We start from the raw sequence: 15575 nt of genomic DNA, 5'->3' as shown, positions 1-15575 counted from the left end.
GTGCGTGCAGCGAGCCGGGCGTCGCGGTCGCGGATCAGGTACTTCCCTTTCGCCGTGCACGCGTCGGTGCAGGTTCCGGTGCCATCGGAGCACTTCGCACCTCCCCGGTCCCCACTCGTGCTCCCAGGCGTGGCCGGTCTTCTGGGCGTCGAAGGTGTCTGTCCAGCGTTACTGTCTGTCCTCCGCGTTCAGCGGAGATGCCGGAGGCGAGGATGACATCTGCGACGTGGATCGCTTGGCTCCACGGGTCCGAGGGCGGAATGAGCGCGTGTATCTGAGCGAGTAGACCCCCGTGGAGAGCGTCGGTCCAGTCAGCATGCGCGTGGCCACCGGATGCGGGGTCTTCGACCTCCCAGCATCGCTCCTGCTGAGGCGTGTTGAGGCGGAGTCGGCCACCGTGGAGACTGAGAGTCCCCCCTGTGCCGCCGACGTCATAGCGGTTGCTGCGACGCCTGCCGGCCCAGGTGAGATTGATGCGGGCAGAGGTGGAGTCGGCGAAGTCCAGTTGGATCGCGGCAGCTCGATCCGCGCCCTGGTCGCCGGCCTCGGTCGCGCAGGAGACCCGTGACGCCGGTCCGCCGGCGAGGTGGCAGGCGAGATAGATGGCGTGGGGTCCGTGGTCGCGCAGAATGCCTCCCCCCAGTGCGGGGTCGGTCCGCCAAGCCGGGGTCCAGGCGGCGTTGCCGGTGGCGGCGGCCGTCCGTGTGATGTCGATGTCGATGGTCTTGATCCGGCCGACGGCACCGCGCTCGATCAGCTGTTTCATGCGGCGGAAGGCAGAGGCGTGCAGGTAGTTGTGGACCGGGTGGAGCAGCAGGTTGGCGGCGGCTGCCTGCGCGGCTAGACCGCGCCCGCGCTCGGGGTCCAGCACGGCGGGCTTCTCGCAGAGCACGTGCGCGCGGTGCTGCGTCAGCGCGACATAGGTGTCAGATTCATGTGAGACGGGTGGGGTTGCGACGACGACCAGGTCGATCCCCATGTCCAGGCCGTCGAGCCGTACCGCTACGACCGCGTCAGGGTATGCGGCGGCGGCACTGGCGCGGCGGGCTGACGTGAGGTCGGCGACCGCGACGATGCCGACCTGAGGGCGGGCTGCCAGCAGTCGGGCGTGGAGTTCACCGGCGTTGCCGTATCCGGCGATTGCGACCTTCAGGGGTCGCTTCACGACTCTGCCAGGGCGTTGTGGGTGGCGAGCACTCTGGCGAGGGCGTCGGCGGCTTGGTCCAGTTCGTCGGCGGTGGCGGTCAGCGGGGGATAGAGGCGCAGTGTGCTGCCGCCGGTCATGACCAGTACTCCGTGGTTCAGAAGGTCCGTGAACACCTTTCGGAGGTGATCCTTGGGTAGCGGCTTCCGGTTTGTCTGGTCGGTGACGAGTTCGATGCCGATGGCGAGTCCCCGGCCTCGTATGTCGCCGACGATCCCGGCTATCGGTATGAGGTCGCGCAGGTGGTCGAGGAGCGTGGCTCCGAGTGTGGCGGCGAGGTCGGCCAGGCGCTCTTCTCGCACGGTGCGGGTGACGGCCGATACGGCCGCGCACGCCAGCGGGAATCCACCGTAGCTGGAGGAGCTGGCGCTCGGTTTGCCGTAGGGGCCTGCTTCCATCAGCGCGGTCGGCGCGGCGACGGCGGACACAGGATAGCCGTTGCCGAGTCCTTTGCCGAGGATCGCGATGTCCGGTGTGACGTCGTCGTGCTGGGAAGCGAGAGCGGTGCCGGTACGCCCGAGGCCGGTCATGGATTCATCGCAGATCAGTAGGGCGTCGTGCTCTGCGGCGAGTTCGTGAAGGGCGGTGAGATAACCGGGAGGGGGGACCACATTGCCCGAGCGGCCCTGGACGGGCTCGACGAGGATCGCGGCGAGTGAGCCGCTGGACTGCTCGCGCAGCGAGTCGCGGGCGTGATCCACGCAGGCGAGGCCGCATCCCGGGTATGTGGTCTTGAGTGGGCAGCGGTAGCAGTTGGCGTACGGGGTGGTGTGGACTCCGGGCATGGCGGGCCCCAGGCCGGTGCGTGCGCCTCCGGTGGCGGCGAGAGCGGCGGCGGTGCGCCCGTGGAATCCGCCCCAGAACGACAGGATCTCGAACTTGCCCGTCGCTGACTTGGCCACTCGGATGGCGGATTCGACGGCTTCGGCTCCTGAGCTGTAGAGCTGCACGCGGTCGAGACCGGACGGTAGGAGCGCGGCAAGGCCGAGTAGCGCGTCGAGGCGGGCCCTGGACGCGTGCGCCCCGATCTGCCAGGTGTTCAACTGCTCGGTCATCGCGGCGATGTAGGCGGGGTGGCTGTGGCCGATGAGGTTGACCCCGGCCCCACCCATGAGGTCGAGGTAGCTGTTTCCTTCGATGTCTGTGAGTCGGGTGCCTTCGGCGCGGTCGATGACCAGGCCGGCCCAGGCGACGGCCTCCGATATTCCTGGGCCCATGACCGCGAGTTCGGCGGCCCAGTGGTCGACCTGTGCAGTGGTCATGGTGCTGTCCCCTTCCCAGTGCCCTGGGCGGCGACGCGGAATCCGCCCCCGGGGTGCCTGCTCTCGTGCGGCATCTGATTGCGGGTTTGGCTGTTCGCGCACTCGGTCGCGTAGTAGAACGCTCCGCCACGGACCACGTGTCGGGCACCGGGGGTGTCGGCGTCTTCGCGGCCGTCGCGGGCCTCGTAGGGATAGCGGTGTGCGGTCCGAATGGATGTGCCCCAGGTGCTGCGGGTCCATTCCCATACGTTGCCGATCAGGTCCTCGCAGCCGGAGAGGCTGTTCCCGGCTGGGGCGAAACTACCGACCGGAGTCGGGCGGCCGAATCCGCTGGCGCGGATGTTCGTGCGGCCCGGGTCCGGGTCCGGGCCCCATGGGTGTCGGTCACCGCGGCCGTTGCCTGCGGCGGCTTCCCACTCCACCTCGCTCGGCAGCACGATGCGCGCAGTCAGTGGAAGCCGTCCGATGTCGTGCAAGTGTCGCGTCAACCAGTCGCAGTAGCGCAGGGCATCGTGGAACGAGACGTTCACAACGGGCAGGTCCGCGTCCTCGTCCCACAGGTCTTCCTGCCACGCCCAGTGGTCCGGGCAGTGCGCGCCGGTGGCGATCACGTACGCCAGGTACTCCCGATTCGTCACCGGTGTACGGCCCAGATGGAACGGGGCGAGATCGAGGGTGTGGCGCGGCCGGTCGGCGGGTTGCCCACTCGGGGCGTCCACCCCGATCGTGACCGGTCCACCGGGGTGCGGCAGCAGGTCGGGAAGGAACAGGTCCTTCCTCGCCGCGGCTTGTACGCCCTCAGGTATCTTCCCCGCAGCACTCAGCTCTGGCAGCGAGGGCTGCGAAACCGGGTGTAACTGCAGCTTCGCGTAGTCGCGAACCTGAGGGGCGAGGTCGTGCGCGGCCAGGAGCCCGAGTTCAGCGACCGCGCCCTTGTCGCCGGCGGTGGCCATCCGGGCAAGTTCGACCGCGGCGTCGATGCGCGAGGTCTCGTCCTGGCTGAACAGGTCGAACCTGATGGAGGACGGCAGGGTCGGGACCAGGCGCGGCATGGCCCCCTGAGCGCGGTGCAAAGCATCCGCGCCGCACTGCCGGGCGATGGCTGCCGCGCCGGCGGCGATCGCATCGATGTCCTCGCCGTCGTCGCCGGCCGTCGCGGTCACCGCGGTGAGCGCCTGCCACAGGCCGTGCTGTACGGTCGCTCGCGCGTTGGACGCTGGCGTCATCGCGGAGACAAGCAGTACGAGGTCATCGATCGAAGTTCCGGGCGGTAACGCGACGGACATCGCGTCGGCGAGGCTCTCGGCAGGCGCGTCCTGCTCCTGTGGCGGCATCGCGTCGAGGCATATCAGGAGCGGACGTCCGTTGGCCGCAGCCGTGGCCGCGTCCATCAACTCCGCCACGTGAAGCATGCTGCGCCGTCGGCCGTGCAGACTGCCGGGGATGGCCAGCGCCCAGCCGTTTCCAGCGCGGGCGAACCGGTACGCGGCTGCGTGCACGGTCAGGAGCAACACGTCGCCCGGCTGGGACAGGGCTGTGGTGATGGCTTTGACAGTCGTCCGCGGCGATGCCAGGTGTCCACGCCGCAGGACGGTCACAGAGGCCGAGTAGTGCCGCCTCAGCTCGTGTACCAGGCGGGTCTCCACGTCCGGGAAGAGTGGCGGGTCGGGCAGGTGCCGGAGGGGGCCGAGCGTGGCCACCGCCGCCAGTACCTTCACAGATGGGTCGCCAGCCATGCGGAGATCTCCCTGTTCACAACGACCCGCTCGGCAGGGCGTTCCAGGCAGTGGTCGCCGCCAGGCACCACCACTCGGCGCACTGGGCCGGCCACCAATTCCTCGGCCTGGGCGCTTTGCCCGACAGGAACCTCGGTGTCCGCGTCGCCGTGGACCAGCAGGAGGGGGGTCCGCAATCCGTGCAGGGGCTGGGACACGTCGCGCGTCGCGAGGAGACCGGTCAGGAATGGCAGGCCGACCTCTTCGTCGTCCCGGACGATGAACCCACGCAGCTTCGCCTCAGCGAGGCTCTCCTCGGTGACGTAGTCATCGAAGACGCCATCCAGCAACCAGATGGCCGGCCACAGCAGGACCAGCGCGTCCTCGTTCCCGTCCAGGCCCGACAGCACGATCGTGGCGCCAAGACTCTCCCCGATCAGGGCGATATGTTGCGGCGCATAGCTCTCGAAGAGAAACTGCCGGGCCGCCCTCAGGTCCTGGACCTGTCGGGCAAGGGTCGTGTCGCGGTACGCCCCGGTGCTCTCGCCTGCGCCTCGCACGTCGAACCGGAGCGACCCGATGCCCTGCGCGGCCAGGACCGCGGCCAGATCCTTGTACAGGTCAGCGGGGCCGTCCTTCACGCCGCCGGGGCCGCCGTGAACGAGGATCGCCCACCGGTGGTCCTGCTCGGGGAACACCGCGACAGCGTCGAGTTCGCCACCGTCTACCGGGATCCGAATCCGCTCTTCGTTGAGGCCGTCCACTGACAAGCTTCCTCTCCTTGCTTTGTCTTCGTGTCGGCGGCAGTCAGTCGCCGCCGACGGTCATCGCGGTGAACCTGATGCGTGGTCGTCCGGTTACGAATGGCCGAAGCCAGGGCATGCGCAGGCAGCGAAGGGCGAGTCGTCCCACCGCTTCAGCCTCGGCCTGTTCTCCTGTGAGCAGGAGCGCGTGCGACTGGGAGGCGGCAATTCGCGCCGTGTCCTGAGCCTGGCGCATCCGCCCCCCGAACAGGTACAGACGCGCCTGGGTCAGGCCGATGCGCGCGAGCTGGCGTGTATCCCGGTACTCCTCTGCGATGCGACGAGCGCGCTCCGCCAAGTCGGCAGCCGCGTCGAAGTCCCGTCGCAGCAGCCGGACCTCAGCCAGGTCTCGAAGTGCGTACGCTTTCCCGCGTTCCCAGGGCATTTGTTCGCATTCGTCAAGGAACCGCAGTACGGTCGCCTCACAGCCGTCCAGGTCACCGAGGTGCCAGCGCGCGGCGCCGACGAGCGACAGGATGTCGATCATGTTGTTCGGATCGCCGGCGCCTCGCGCCATGCCTTCAGCATCCTCTGCCTCTACGACGGCCAGCGCCTCGGCCGCGCGACCGGCGCGGAACAAGCGGAACGCCTCGCACCGCAGCTGCCTCGCGATCTCGCGCGCGGACCCTGCCTGGCGCGCGATGGCCAGACCCAGCTGGACAGCCTGCGCGGCCTGCGAGTCCTCGCCGCGGATCGCATGCGTGGACGACACCACCGACAGAGCCAGAGACTGCTCGTCCGGAAGCCACAACTCGTCGGCAGCGTGGAACGCGACCCATCCGAGATCGATCCGGTCGTCGAACAGGCCGAGTGTGAACAGGATGTCGTACACCGCGATGAACAGGTCAAGGCACAGCCGGTAGTCGCCGGCCGCGTCCAGTTCGCGGATAAGGGTTCGGATCGCGTCCACATGTGCGGCAGCTCCGGCGGCGTCCTCCCAATCCGCTCCGAATCTCCCCGCGAGATAGGTGGCCAACTGGGTTCGCACAGTGGCCAGTGAACTGGCATCGGCCCGGCCGCGGACGAAGACACGCAAGGGTGCGGAGCATGTGTAAGCCGCCCGGTCCAAAGTCGGTGCCGAGGTCAACAGTCCGTCGGCCCACAGCGCGGCGAGCGCGGGCTGGACCTCGTCCTCGGGCTTGGCAAGTGCGGCAGCGACCTGGCCTACGTCAGCACCCCCGTCAAGGTAGGCGCACGCGATCAAGACAGATCTACGTTCGGCCGATACCTCCGACCACACCGCGTCGTACAGTGCGGCGGTCATCTGGCCCTGCCCGGTTTCGAGCTCGTCCAGCAGCCGCGAGAGCGGTCCCGCGAAGCGGGAGCACGCGAGCACGAAGAGCCCGATCGCGCGAGGGTTCCCGCCGACAAGCCGATGGATTCGCGCAACCAGCGGCCCGTCAGCTTGGACGAGCGCGGTGACGCCGCGTCGGGCTGCCTCGCGCGCGAGCAGTTCCTGGGCGTCGGAGGATGGCAGTTCTGGAACCTCTACGCGGGGGCCGTCAACGGCTCCGGCGGTGTTCGCGCTCACGAGGGCGATCGAGCCAGAAGGCAGAGTGCGCAAGAACGCGGGTAACTGCGCCGTCGTGTCAGCCGGAACGCGCAGATTGTCCAGGATCAGGACGCAGGGGTGGGAGGCGAGGAATGAGCGGATGGCGTCGGGCTTGGCAGCGGTGGGCGCGGCGGACAGGGATCGCTCACCGGTCATCAGTGACAGGGTCCTGGACAAGTCGACCAAGTCCGGACAGTGATTGGCCGCATCCATCCACACCAGTGTCTCAAAAGCGACGGGCGCGTTGCTGCGACCGCCACCCACACCCTCTCCGGCGGCGATCCGGTGCGCTACCTCCATCGCTAACGCGCTCTTCCCGACACCGATGCCCCCCTCAAGGGTGACTACGTATTCGCCCGCGGCCAGGTGCCGCAGGACCTGGCCGACCTCCTCGACTCGATCCACGAGCTGGACGCGTGACGGCAGGACAAGCCGCGGGCCAGGCGGTTCAACAGCCTGTTGCGCCCTGCGCTCACGACGGGAAGCCAACAGCGGCGGCAGTCCCAGCGCGGCGCCCAGAGCACCGCACACAGCCGTGACAAGGCCAACCAAGTCGTTGGCGCTGGCCATGCCGTCGGCCACCAGCACTTTGCCCCCCTGGGCGGACATCCGGACACGTACTCAGGCGCACCACTCGCCAGGCCAACATCTTTTGAACCAGCAGCAATTGGCGCACCGCGACACACCGAATCACCCCACTCACGGTTCGAGCGGGGTCGGTATGACAATCCACCGACAGCTACCCAATTTCGGGCCTGGCGAAAACCCGAGATCCAGCCCTATTGCTGGACAGGGTAGTTGATGGAGCGCAGGGCATAATCGGACTCAAGGGGCACGGGCCGTGGCACAGCAACACGAACGCCGTTGGTCTCCGTGCCACCGGGGCGAGACTCGGAGCTGACAGTGTCGACACCGCACATCACCAGAGCGCACCAGCGACCGGTGAATCCGTGCGCCTGGCTGCGACAACGCCGCGACCGGCATGGCCTGGCGACGACCACCACCTACACCCTGCTCCTCGGGGACCGGACCGTCTCGACCCATCAGGTCGACGCGCGCGTCATCGCATCTGCCGGCTACCGCGTCGGCCTCCCCAGCATCCCCGGACTCTGCCGTGCGGTCTCCCTGGACAGCTCAGCCGGAGATCCAGGCGGTGCAGAGCAGCCGACGGTGTACCTCGCCGACGGTACGGACGAGGCACCAGCCTGCCGCCGCGTCGAGGGCCTCACCGTCGAAGCAGGCCATGACACCGCGCCGATGCTGCGTTTCACCAGCCGAACCGGCCAACCCCTGTCGCTTGAGTCACGCCAGGCCGTCGAGCGGGCCAGTCTGGCTCTGATCATCACCGCGGGCACGACCTTGCGCCCGTGCGGTACATCTGCGGTGGGCGGCTGGCACGCCGTAGTACTCCTCCCCGCTACAGGATGAGGGTCAAAGCCCCTCCTTCCAGGCAGCCCCGCTGACCTGGCGGGGCTGCATGTCAGCGTCGCCCGAGTCTGCGGCGGGCCGGCCCCTCACCTGTCGGACGAGCCGGGCGCGGGTCCTGGCGGCTGCGGGCGTACGACAGCGGCGAACGCTTCGCGGCTCTGCTGGTGGTGGTTGCCGGTCGGCTCAGGGGGGAAACCTCGTGGACCGCGATTCGACCTGGCCGTAGCATACCGAGGCTGACGGCTGTCATTGATCCACCGCCGAGCCACGGTCGAACCAGATCCGCGTGCAACTGCCAGGGAGTCACGATGTCCTCTCCACGCACCCTGCTCCCGCGTTCGGCACCGGGCGCCTCGGGAATCTCGTCCCGTTCGATCTCCGCGCTGCTGGACAGGCTCGAAGCGCGGTCAGGCGAGAGCCACTCCATCATGGTCGTGCACCGCGGCCACGTCGTGGCCGAAGGCTGGTGGGCGCCGTACTCGGCCGACCGCCCGCACCTTCTCTACTCGCTGACCAAGTCGTTCACGTCGATCGCCGTGGGGCTCGCGATCGGCGACGGGCTGCTCTCGCTGGACGACCGTGTGGTGGACGTGCTGCCCGACCGCGTCCCGGCCGACGTCTCGGAGCAGGGTCGCCGCATCACCGTTCACCACCTGCTGTCCATGACGTCCGGGCACCCCACCGACAGCCTCGCCGAGGCGTGGGAGCGGGAACCCGACGACTTGGTGAAGGGCTTCCTGCGCCTGCCGTTCGCCGCGGCCGAGGGAACGCGGCACGTCTACGACAACTCGACCACCTACATCCTGGCCCGGATGGTGGAGCGGGTCACGGGCCGCGGTCTGCCGGAGTTCCTCGACGCGCGCCTGTTCACGCCGATGGGCATCGACCACGCCGAGTGGGACCGGGTGGCCAGTGGCGCCGCCTTCGGGTTCCACGGACTGCACTTGACCACCGAGGGCGTCGCCGCCTTCGGCGAACTGCTGCGGCGCGGAGGCAGGTGGGGCGACCGACAACTCGTCCCACGCGGTTGGGTGGAGCTGGCGACCAGTCGGCACATCGACAGCGAGTGGATCCTGGACGGATCGGACCAGGCGGACTTCTCCTACGGCTACGGCTATCAGTTCTGGATGTCGCGTCACGGCTACCACGGCCACGGCTCCTACGCGCAGCAGTGTGTGGTCGTCCCGTCCCACGATCTCGTGGTCGCCGTGACCGCCCAAGGGGAGTCCCAGGACGTGCTCGACGCGGTCTGGGAGTGCCTGCTGCCCGGCGTGGGTCACGCGGGAAGCACCCAGGACGACGCGGTCCTCGCTGATCGGCTGCGGCGACTGTCGCTACCGCCGGTGCCGGGGTCGGCCGCCCCGGGGCGTGCGGCCAACGCGAAGCTCGACGCCTCGGCCGAGAGGTCGGCCCTGCCCGACGGAACGACGGTCACCGTCGATCCCACCGACGGCGGATGGCTCGTACGATTCGAGTCGCTCCTCGATATCGAGGTCGGCCACGGCGACTGGCGGGAGAGCGCCCCGCTCGGCCGGCCGATCGTCGCGGCCGGAGCCTGGCAGGGGAGCACCTACGTCGCCGATCTCTACGTGATCACCACCCCGCACCGCGTTCGGCTGGCCGTCGACGCCGACGCGGGAACCGCGACGGCGACCTGGAGCACCCTGCCGCTGACCGGCCCCAGCCTGGAACTGCACGTGCGGTCACCACTGATGACCCGACCTGACGTCGCGTAGGCCTGAAGACCTGCCGGATCCCGACCGGGGTGCGGATGCGTCCGCGGCACGCGACAGCGCCGGTACGGGCCTTGCGCCGAGCCCGGCGCCGGGCTCTTTCGCGGTCCTGCCGGGGCAGGGTCACTGGCCGTTGCGGGCCTTATCGATCATCGGACACCACTATTGCGAAGAGGTTGCAATAACTTCAAGCATGCACGAGCATGTTTTTCAGGGGTGGGGCGGCTGGTCAGCCTCCCCGCTGAAACCCGGCCGGGTACCGGTTCGGGAGTCCGTGCGAGTCCGCTGATCGTCTTCCCACCCGGCGCCCGCCGGGCCAGACGGCCGACCCACCCCCCTCGAAAGGGTGCCTTGAGCTACTCGGGTTCCGTGGTGGACCGCGGACGACCCCGCCGACGTCCCGGCGTGCTCTGCTCTCGCCGCACCCAGAGCAGCAGGGTCAAGCTGGTCAGGGCCGCGAAGGCGCACCAGGTGGAGGCGAAGGCCAGTTCCCACACGGCGGCGCACACCGCCGCGCCGACGGCGGCCGTCAGGCCGAAGAGGCGCAGGCCCCGGTCACCGCTGAGCAGCGGCGCGCCGAGGGTGGCCAGGAGGTACCCGGCGACCAGCAGGTCGCCGTCGGGGACCGGAAGGCTGTAGGCGAGCACGTGTCCCATGGCGACGGCGTGCACCGGTTCGGTGGCCATCGCGTGGGCCAGCACCCCGCTGGTGGCCAGGCCCACCGCACCCAGGGGCAGTACCCGCAGGCGGGCCGCGCGTCGCGGCCAGGCCGTGCTCAGGACGGCGAGGGGGACATAGGTCGGCAGCAGTGGGAAGGCGATCGCCATCCACAGCAGGACTGCCAGATGGGCGGTGCCGGGGCTGATCGTGCCGTCGGCGCCGCGCCAGACCGCCGCCTCGATCAGCTGGTGCGTACCGAGCAGCAGCGGCAGACACGCCAGCGGAAGGTCGCGCGGGTGGCGGGTCCGCACGACGGTGACGATGGCGATCACGCCCACGACGGTGCCCGCGACCAGATCCGCGGTAGGGCTCCAGCACATGCCTCCACCCTGACGGTCACCACCCGCTTGCGGAAGGGCCCAATCGGTTTACCGTTCCGGCTGTCGTTCTCCGGTCGTCGACCACCTACAGCGCCGCGGAGCCGGTGGCACGAGGGAGCTCCGACCCAGCGCACTGCCCGACCCAGCGCACTGCCCGGCACGGCGCGCTATGTCGTGGGCCGCCTTCTGGTGAAGCGGGGACTGAGGCGTCGGGGGCTGCCGGGCTCCTCGGCGGTCGGCAGCAGCACGGTGAACTCCGCCCCCTCGCCGGGCCTTCCGGTGGCGGAGACGGTGCCGCCGTGCCCCTCGACGACGTTGCGTACCAGCGCCAGGCCGATCCCGAACCGACGGCCGTGACCCTCGCCGCTCCGGATCAGCCGCTCGAAGATCCGCCGCCGGTCCGTCGGGTCGAGGCCGACACCGGTGTCGGTCACGCTCAGCCGGACCATCCGCCCGTGCTCGGTCGGCCGCAGCTGCACCAGGATGCTGCCACCCGGTCCGCTGTGCCCGATAGCGTTGTCCAGCAGCGCGGAGAGCACCCGGCGCAGGGGCGACCTGCTGCCGTACACCTCGACCGGCTCGGCGGGGCGGCGCAGCTCCAGGGCCAGTCGCCCCTGCTCGGCCCGCTGCCGCTCAGCCTCGACAGCCTCCTCGGCCAGGGCTGCCAGGTCGACGCGGTCGCGTCCGGCGGCCGTGGGGTCGAGGCTGGCGGACAGCAGCAGGTCGTCCATCACCTCGGAGAGCTCCCGGGAACCGGCAACCAGCCGTTCCAGTTCCCCGGCGATCTCCGGGGCCAGGACGCCGGACTGCTGCCGGGCCAGGAGTTGCGCCCTGGTGTGCAGCCGGGTGAGCGGCGCGCGCAGTTCGTGGCTGGTGTCCGCGACGAACTCCCGCTGCCTGACCAGTGCCCGGCCGAGTGGCGCGATCGCGCGCTGGGCCAGGGCCGCGCCGGTGACGACGGCCGTGACCAGACCGACGAGTTCGGCGACGAGCAGGGTCTCCAGCACATGGTGACGGTCTGAGCGGAGGTAGCGCTCGTCGAAGACGGCCTGGACCACCTCGTCCCCGCGCTGCTCCGTGCGCACGGTGTAGTGCGTCCCGTCGCGGACCTCGGAGGAGGTCCGGGTCCGATGGTCCAGCGACACCTGCCCGATCGCGCCCAGCACCGGCAGGCCGGCCGGGGACTGCGCGGGGCGCCCGATCCGGCCGCCCCGCTCGACGTAGAGCCACAGGCAGGGGTCGCTGTGGCTCGGGCGGCTGGAACCCATGGCGTACTGGAGCGCGCGGTTCACCTCGGACCGCTGGTCCCGGGCGAACAGGCAGTAGGTCAGGCAGCCCAGCAGCAGCACGACGAGAGTGATGGCGCCGCCGACCTGGATGGTCAGCCGGATCCGGACGGCGCGCAGCACCCGCCGTTCGGGTTCGGCGAGCCGCGTCACAACGTGCCGATCTGGTAGCCGAATCCACGGACGGTGCGGATCACGGTTCGGCCGAGTTTGCGGCGCAGGTAGTAGACATAGGTGTCCACGATCGACTCCGCGCTCGCGTCCGCGAAGACCCGGGCGCGCAGATGCGGGCGGGTCTGGACGCTTCTCGGCCGCAGCGCCAGAGCCTGCAACAGGTCGAACTCCCGCGGTGACAGGGGTATGCGCTGACCGTCGGGGAGCACCACGTCGCGCCGTTCGATGTCGAGCAGGCCCGCGCCTATCGGCAACTGCTCCGCCTCGTCCAGGAACCTGCGGCCCAACGCCCGCAGCCGCGCCAGGAGTTCGTCCACATCGAACGGCTTGACGAGGTAGTCGTCCGCGCCCGCGTCCAGGCCCCGGACCCGCTCGTAGCGGTCACCCAGGGCGGTGAGCATCAGAACGCGGGCGGTCACCGCCCGCCGACGCAGTCGCCGAAGCATCTCCAGGCCGTCGAGCACCGGTAACCGGCGGTCCACGACCATCAGTTGGTAGCTGCGGCTCAGGCCCAGGTGCAGGCCCCGCTGGCCGTCGCCGGCCAGGTCCACCTGGTAGCCCTCGTCGGTGAACAGTCCGGCCAGCATCGCGGCCAGCTCCCGGTCGTCCTCGACCAGGAGCAGCCTGGGGGTGGCGGGGGGCGAAGCATGCGTGGTCATCAGGGCGATTGTGGCATGCGCATGGAATCCGCAGCGCCGCAGACCCCCGCGCGGGGCGGGGCGTCGGCACCCGCGGTTCACTGGGGAGCCAGCCGTGCCTCAGGTGTCGGGAGGCTGCCCTCGACGGTGTCCGGGACCGGCAGCCGCCGTTCCAGCAACGACAGCAGCGGCGCGGTCATCATCGTGGTGATCAGGGCGACCAGGACCAGGGCGGTGAACAGGCTGTGGTTGACCAACCCGGCTTGGAGACCCACGTTGAGGGCGATCAACTGCATCAGACCCCGAGCGTTCATCAGTGTGCCGAGCCGGGCGGCCACGGTGTTCGGCTCCCCGCGCAGCCGCGCCGCGGCCCAGCAGGCGCCGAACTTGCCGACCACCGCCACGACCACGGCGGCCAGCGAGAACAGCAGCAGGGCGGGGTCCCCGAGCAGTCCGAACCGGGTGTTGAGGCCGGAGTAGGTGAAGAACATCGGCAGGAAGACGATCCTGACGGTGAACCCGGTGGTGTGCACCACCCGCTCGGCCGCGGCCGTGCGCGGCATCGCCATACCGACGCCGAACGCGCCGAACACCGCGTAGAGCCCGATCTCGTCGGTGAACCACGCGGCCGTGAACAGCACGGCGACCGTCACCAACAGCCGCCCCTCATCGCTCATCCACGGCTGCGCCATGGCCTTGTCCAGCAGCTTCCGCAGCACCAGCACCACCACGGCGGCGAACAGCGCCGCGCCGCCGACGGCCTCCAGCACCGGCCTGGTGCGGCCGGTGTGGACACTGAGGATGGCGGCGAGCAGGATCCAGGCGACGACGTCGTCCAGTGCGCCGCTCGCCAGTGCCAACGAGCCGAAGCGGCTGCCGGCCAGCCCCCGCTCGGTGATGATCCGGGCCAGCATGGGGAACGCGGTGATGGCCAGGGCCACCCCCACGAACGCGGCCGAGACCCCGGTGGACACCCCCGGCACGAAGACGCCCACGTGCCCGTGGGCCAGGAAGGTCAGGCCGACGCCCAGGGCCAGCGGCATGGCGATCCCGGCCGCCGACACGGTGACCGCCGTACCGGCGATGCCGCGTCCCAGGTGCGAGGTGAACTCGTGCCCCGCCTGGAACATGAAGGCGACCAGGCCGACCTGACCCACCACGTACAGCACCGGGAGCAGGGCCGGCGGGAACAGCTCCCGCTCCAGTCCGGGGGCCAGCAGACCCAGCAGCGAGGGGCCGAGCAGCACCCCGGCGATCATCTCGCCGACCACCGGCGGCTGCCGGACCCGTGCCAGGGCCCAGGACACCGCCCGGCAGGCGAGCAGGATCACCACCGCGGCGAGGAAGAACCTCGGTGCGAGTTCGGCGACGGTCACTGTCCGGCCTCCTGGGACGCGAAGTACTTCTGGCACAGGCGTTGGCGGCGGGCGTCCCAGACCATGTAGCTGCCCAGGACCAGTTGGACGATGCTCCGGCCCAGCCCCTCCCACCGGTCCCGCTGCCGCAGCAGCGGCAGCCGCAGGGCCTGCGGGATCCCGGTGCGTGCCGCCGCGTCCAGCGGCGTCAGCAGGCACGGGCCCCGGCTGGGCAGGGAGCGGGTGTGCGACGCCGAGGAGCTCAGGGTGAATCGGCGCAGCACCTCGCGGGCGGCCACCCGCATCCCGATCGGGGCGATCCCGCGCGCCGGGCAGGGGCGGTTGGCGCTCACGCCGAACGGGATGTGGTTGATGTCGCGGGCGGAGACCCGCAGCCAGCGGTCGGGGTCGAACCGGTCCGCGTCGGACAGGCCCGCGTGCTGGTACTCGGCGTAGTTGAACAGCAGCACCGACCCGGCCGGGATGGTGGCGCCGTCCACGGCGATCTCCGCCGAGGTGATCCGGTGGGCCACGCCGAAGAGCGGGTAGAGCCGGAGCGCCTCGTCGATGACCCGGTCCAGGTAGGCGCTGTCATCGGGGTCCGCCCGCAGCCGCTGCTGCACCTCCGGGTGGGCGGCGATGGCCAGCAGCAGGTGCGCCATGGCCTCGGACATCTGCACCACGGCGGTGTTGAAGAACGCCCCCTGCAGGTAGTAGCCCTGCTCTCGGGCGGTCAGCGAGGCGGGCAGGGCGTCCGGCGCGGCGCCCTCGGCGATGCGCCGCGCCAGGTAGCGGGTGAGCCGGTCGCGGCGGCCCATGTGCCGTAGCCGGGTGCACTTCAGCGCGCTGACCACGTCGTCGGCGTTGGCCACGATCAGGTCCCGGGCCTCCGCCGGGCAGGGTTCGGCGAAGACCAACTCGTAGTAGACCTCGGCCCACAGCGGCATCATCAGGTCCCGCAGCCGGACCAGCGTGGTCCGGTCGCCGGGCAGGGCGTCCAGCAGCGGCCCGGCCCGGCGGGAGACCAGCGCCGCCCAGCCCTCCCGGTCCAGACCGGTGAGGATCTCCCGGGTGCTGCGGGCGACCTCCTCGTAGCGGGGGCCGGGCTCCAGATGCTCCTGGTGCACCTCCGGCCCCGGGGCCAGCCAGTACCAGAACAGGTCGGACAGCGCGGCACCCCGGCTGCGGCCGTCGGCCGCCGGGTGGGCGTAGACCTGCCTGAAGGCGTCCGTGCCGACCAGTCCGCCCGGGACCGGCACGCCCTCCTCGCCGTTGATCCAGGCGAAGATCCGCACCCGCAGCGCCACCACCGCCCCCGGCAGCCAGTACGGCAGGCTCGCCGCCACCGACACCGCCGGCACCGCCACGGCGGCGATCCACCCCAC

Annotated in this window: 12 protein-coding genes; 2 read left to right on the top strand and 10 right to left on the bottom strand. The window is 70.3% G+C overall.

Features of this window, described 5'->3' with window-relative positions; all coding sequences use genetic code 11:
• Positions 1 to 34: 34 nt before the first annotated feature.
• The 5 genes from GXP74_RS29195 to GXP74_RS29175 are packed head-to-tail and all read right to left on the bottom strand — an operon-like array spanning position 35 to position 7124.
• The gene (locus tag GXP74_RS29195; RefSeq protein ID WP_182454230.1) at positions 35 to 1165 is read right to left on the bottom strand and encodes a Gfo/Idh/MocA family protein; all 1131 of its coding nucleotides are present in this window, start codon (positions 1163 to 1165) and stop codon (positions 35 to 37) included.
• On the bottom strand, positions 1162 to 2466 hold the full coding sequence (locus GXP74_RS29190) for an aspartate aminotransferase family protein (RefSeq protein ID WP_182454229.1): 1305 nt from the start codon (positions 2464 to 2466) through the stop codon (positions 1162 to 1164). Before GXP74_RS29190 ends, GXP74_RS29195 begins: the two co-directional genes overlap by 4 nt.
• A complete protein-coding gene (locus GXP74_RS29185) occupies positions 2463 to 4202 on the bottom strand; it encodes an SUMF1/EgtB/PvdO family nonheme iron enzyme (RefSeq protein ID WP_182454228.1) in 1740 nt (579 codons plus the stop codon). Before GXP74_RS29185 ends, GXP74_RS29190 begins: the two co-directional genes overlap by 4 nt.
• On the bottom strand, positions 4181 to 4945 hold the full coding sequence (locus GXP74_RS29180; protein ID WP_182454227.1) for a S9 family peptidase: 765 nt from the start codon (positions 4943 to 4945) through the stop codon (positions 4181 to 4183). The genes GXP74_RS29185 and GXP74_RS29180 overlap by 22 nt, the downstream gene beginning before the upstream one ends.
• 43 nt (positions 4946 to 4988) lie before the next feature.
• Positions 4989 to 7124 (bottom strand): ATP-binding protein, encoded by a 2136-nt coding sequence (locus GXP74_RS29175; RefSeq protein WP_182454226.1) that lies wholly within the window; start codon positions 7122 to 7124, stop codon positions 4989 to 4991.
• A 315-nt stretch (positions 7125 to 7439) separates the two neighbouring features.
• On the opposite strand from GXP74_RS29175, the gene GXP74_RS29170 reads away from it, so the two are divergent.
• On the top strand, positions 7440 to 7964 hold the full coding sequence (locus GXP74_RS29170) for a hypothetical protein (RefSeq protein ID WP_182454225.1): 525 nt from the start codon (positions 7440 to 7442) through the stop codon (positions 7962 to 7964).
• 308 nt (positions 7965 to 8272) lie between these two features.
• Positions 8273 to 9700, top strand: a complete 1428-nt coding sequence (locus tag GXP74_RS29165; protein WP_182454224.1) for a serine hydrolase — start codon at positions 8273 to 8275, stop codon at positions 9698 to 9700.
• Between the two features lie 353 nt (positions 9701 to 10053).
• Here GXP74_RS29165 and GXP74_RS29160 read toward each other — a convergent pair whose 3' ends face one another.
• The 5 genes from GXP74_RS29160 to GXP74_RS29140 form a co-directional block, all read right to left on the bottom strand.
• Entirely contained in the window at positions 10054 to 10737 is a 684-nt protein-coding gene (locus GXP74_RS29160) for a DUF6629 family protein (protein ID WP_182454223.1), read from the bottom strand.
• A gap of 167 nt (positions 10738 to 10904) precedes the next feature.
• Positions 10905 to 12176: a sensor histidine kinase KdpD gene (locus GXP74_RS29155; RefSeq protein ID WP_182454222.1), complete on the bottom strand. Its 1272-nt coding sequence runs from the start codon at positions 12174 to 12176 to the stop codon at positions 10905 to 10907.
• Positions 12173 to 12856, bottom strand: a complete 684-nt coding sequence (locus GXP74_RS29150; RefSeq protein ID WP_225448277.1) for a response regulator transcription factor — start codon at positions 12854 to 12856, stop codon at positions 12173 to 12175. Before GXP74_RS29150 ends, GXP74_RS29155 begins: the two co-directional genes overlap by 4 nt.
• Positions 12857 to 12933: 77 nt before the next feature.
• Positions 12934 to 14211 carry a cation:proton antiporter gene (locus tag GXP74_RS29145; RefSeq protein ID WP_182454221.1) on the bottom strand — a complete coding sequence of 426 codons (1278 nt, stop codon included), beginning with the start codon at positions 14209 to 14211 and terminating at the stop codon, positions 12934 to 12936.
• A complete protein-coding gene (locus tag GXP74_RS29140; RefSeq protein ID WP_182456709.1) occupies positions 14208 to 15575 on the bottom strand; it encodes a cytochrome P450 in 1368 nt (455 codons plus the stop codon). The genes GXP74_RS29145 and GXP74_RS29140 overlap by 4 nt, the downstream gene beginning before the upstream one ends.

The organism is Streptacidiphilus sp. P02-A3a (assembly GCF_014084105.1).
In the GTDB taxonomy this organism is placed as follows: Bacteria; Actinomycetota; Actinomycetes; order Streptomycetales; family Streptomycetaceae; genus Streptacidiphilus.
Note: the sequence above shows the minus strand (reverse complement) of the source record. Positions and strands in the feature narration are given on the sequence as shown.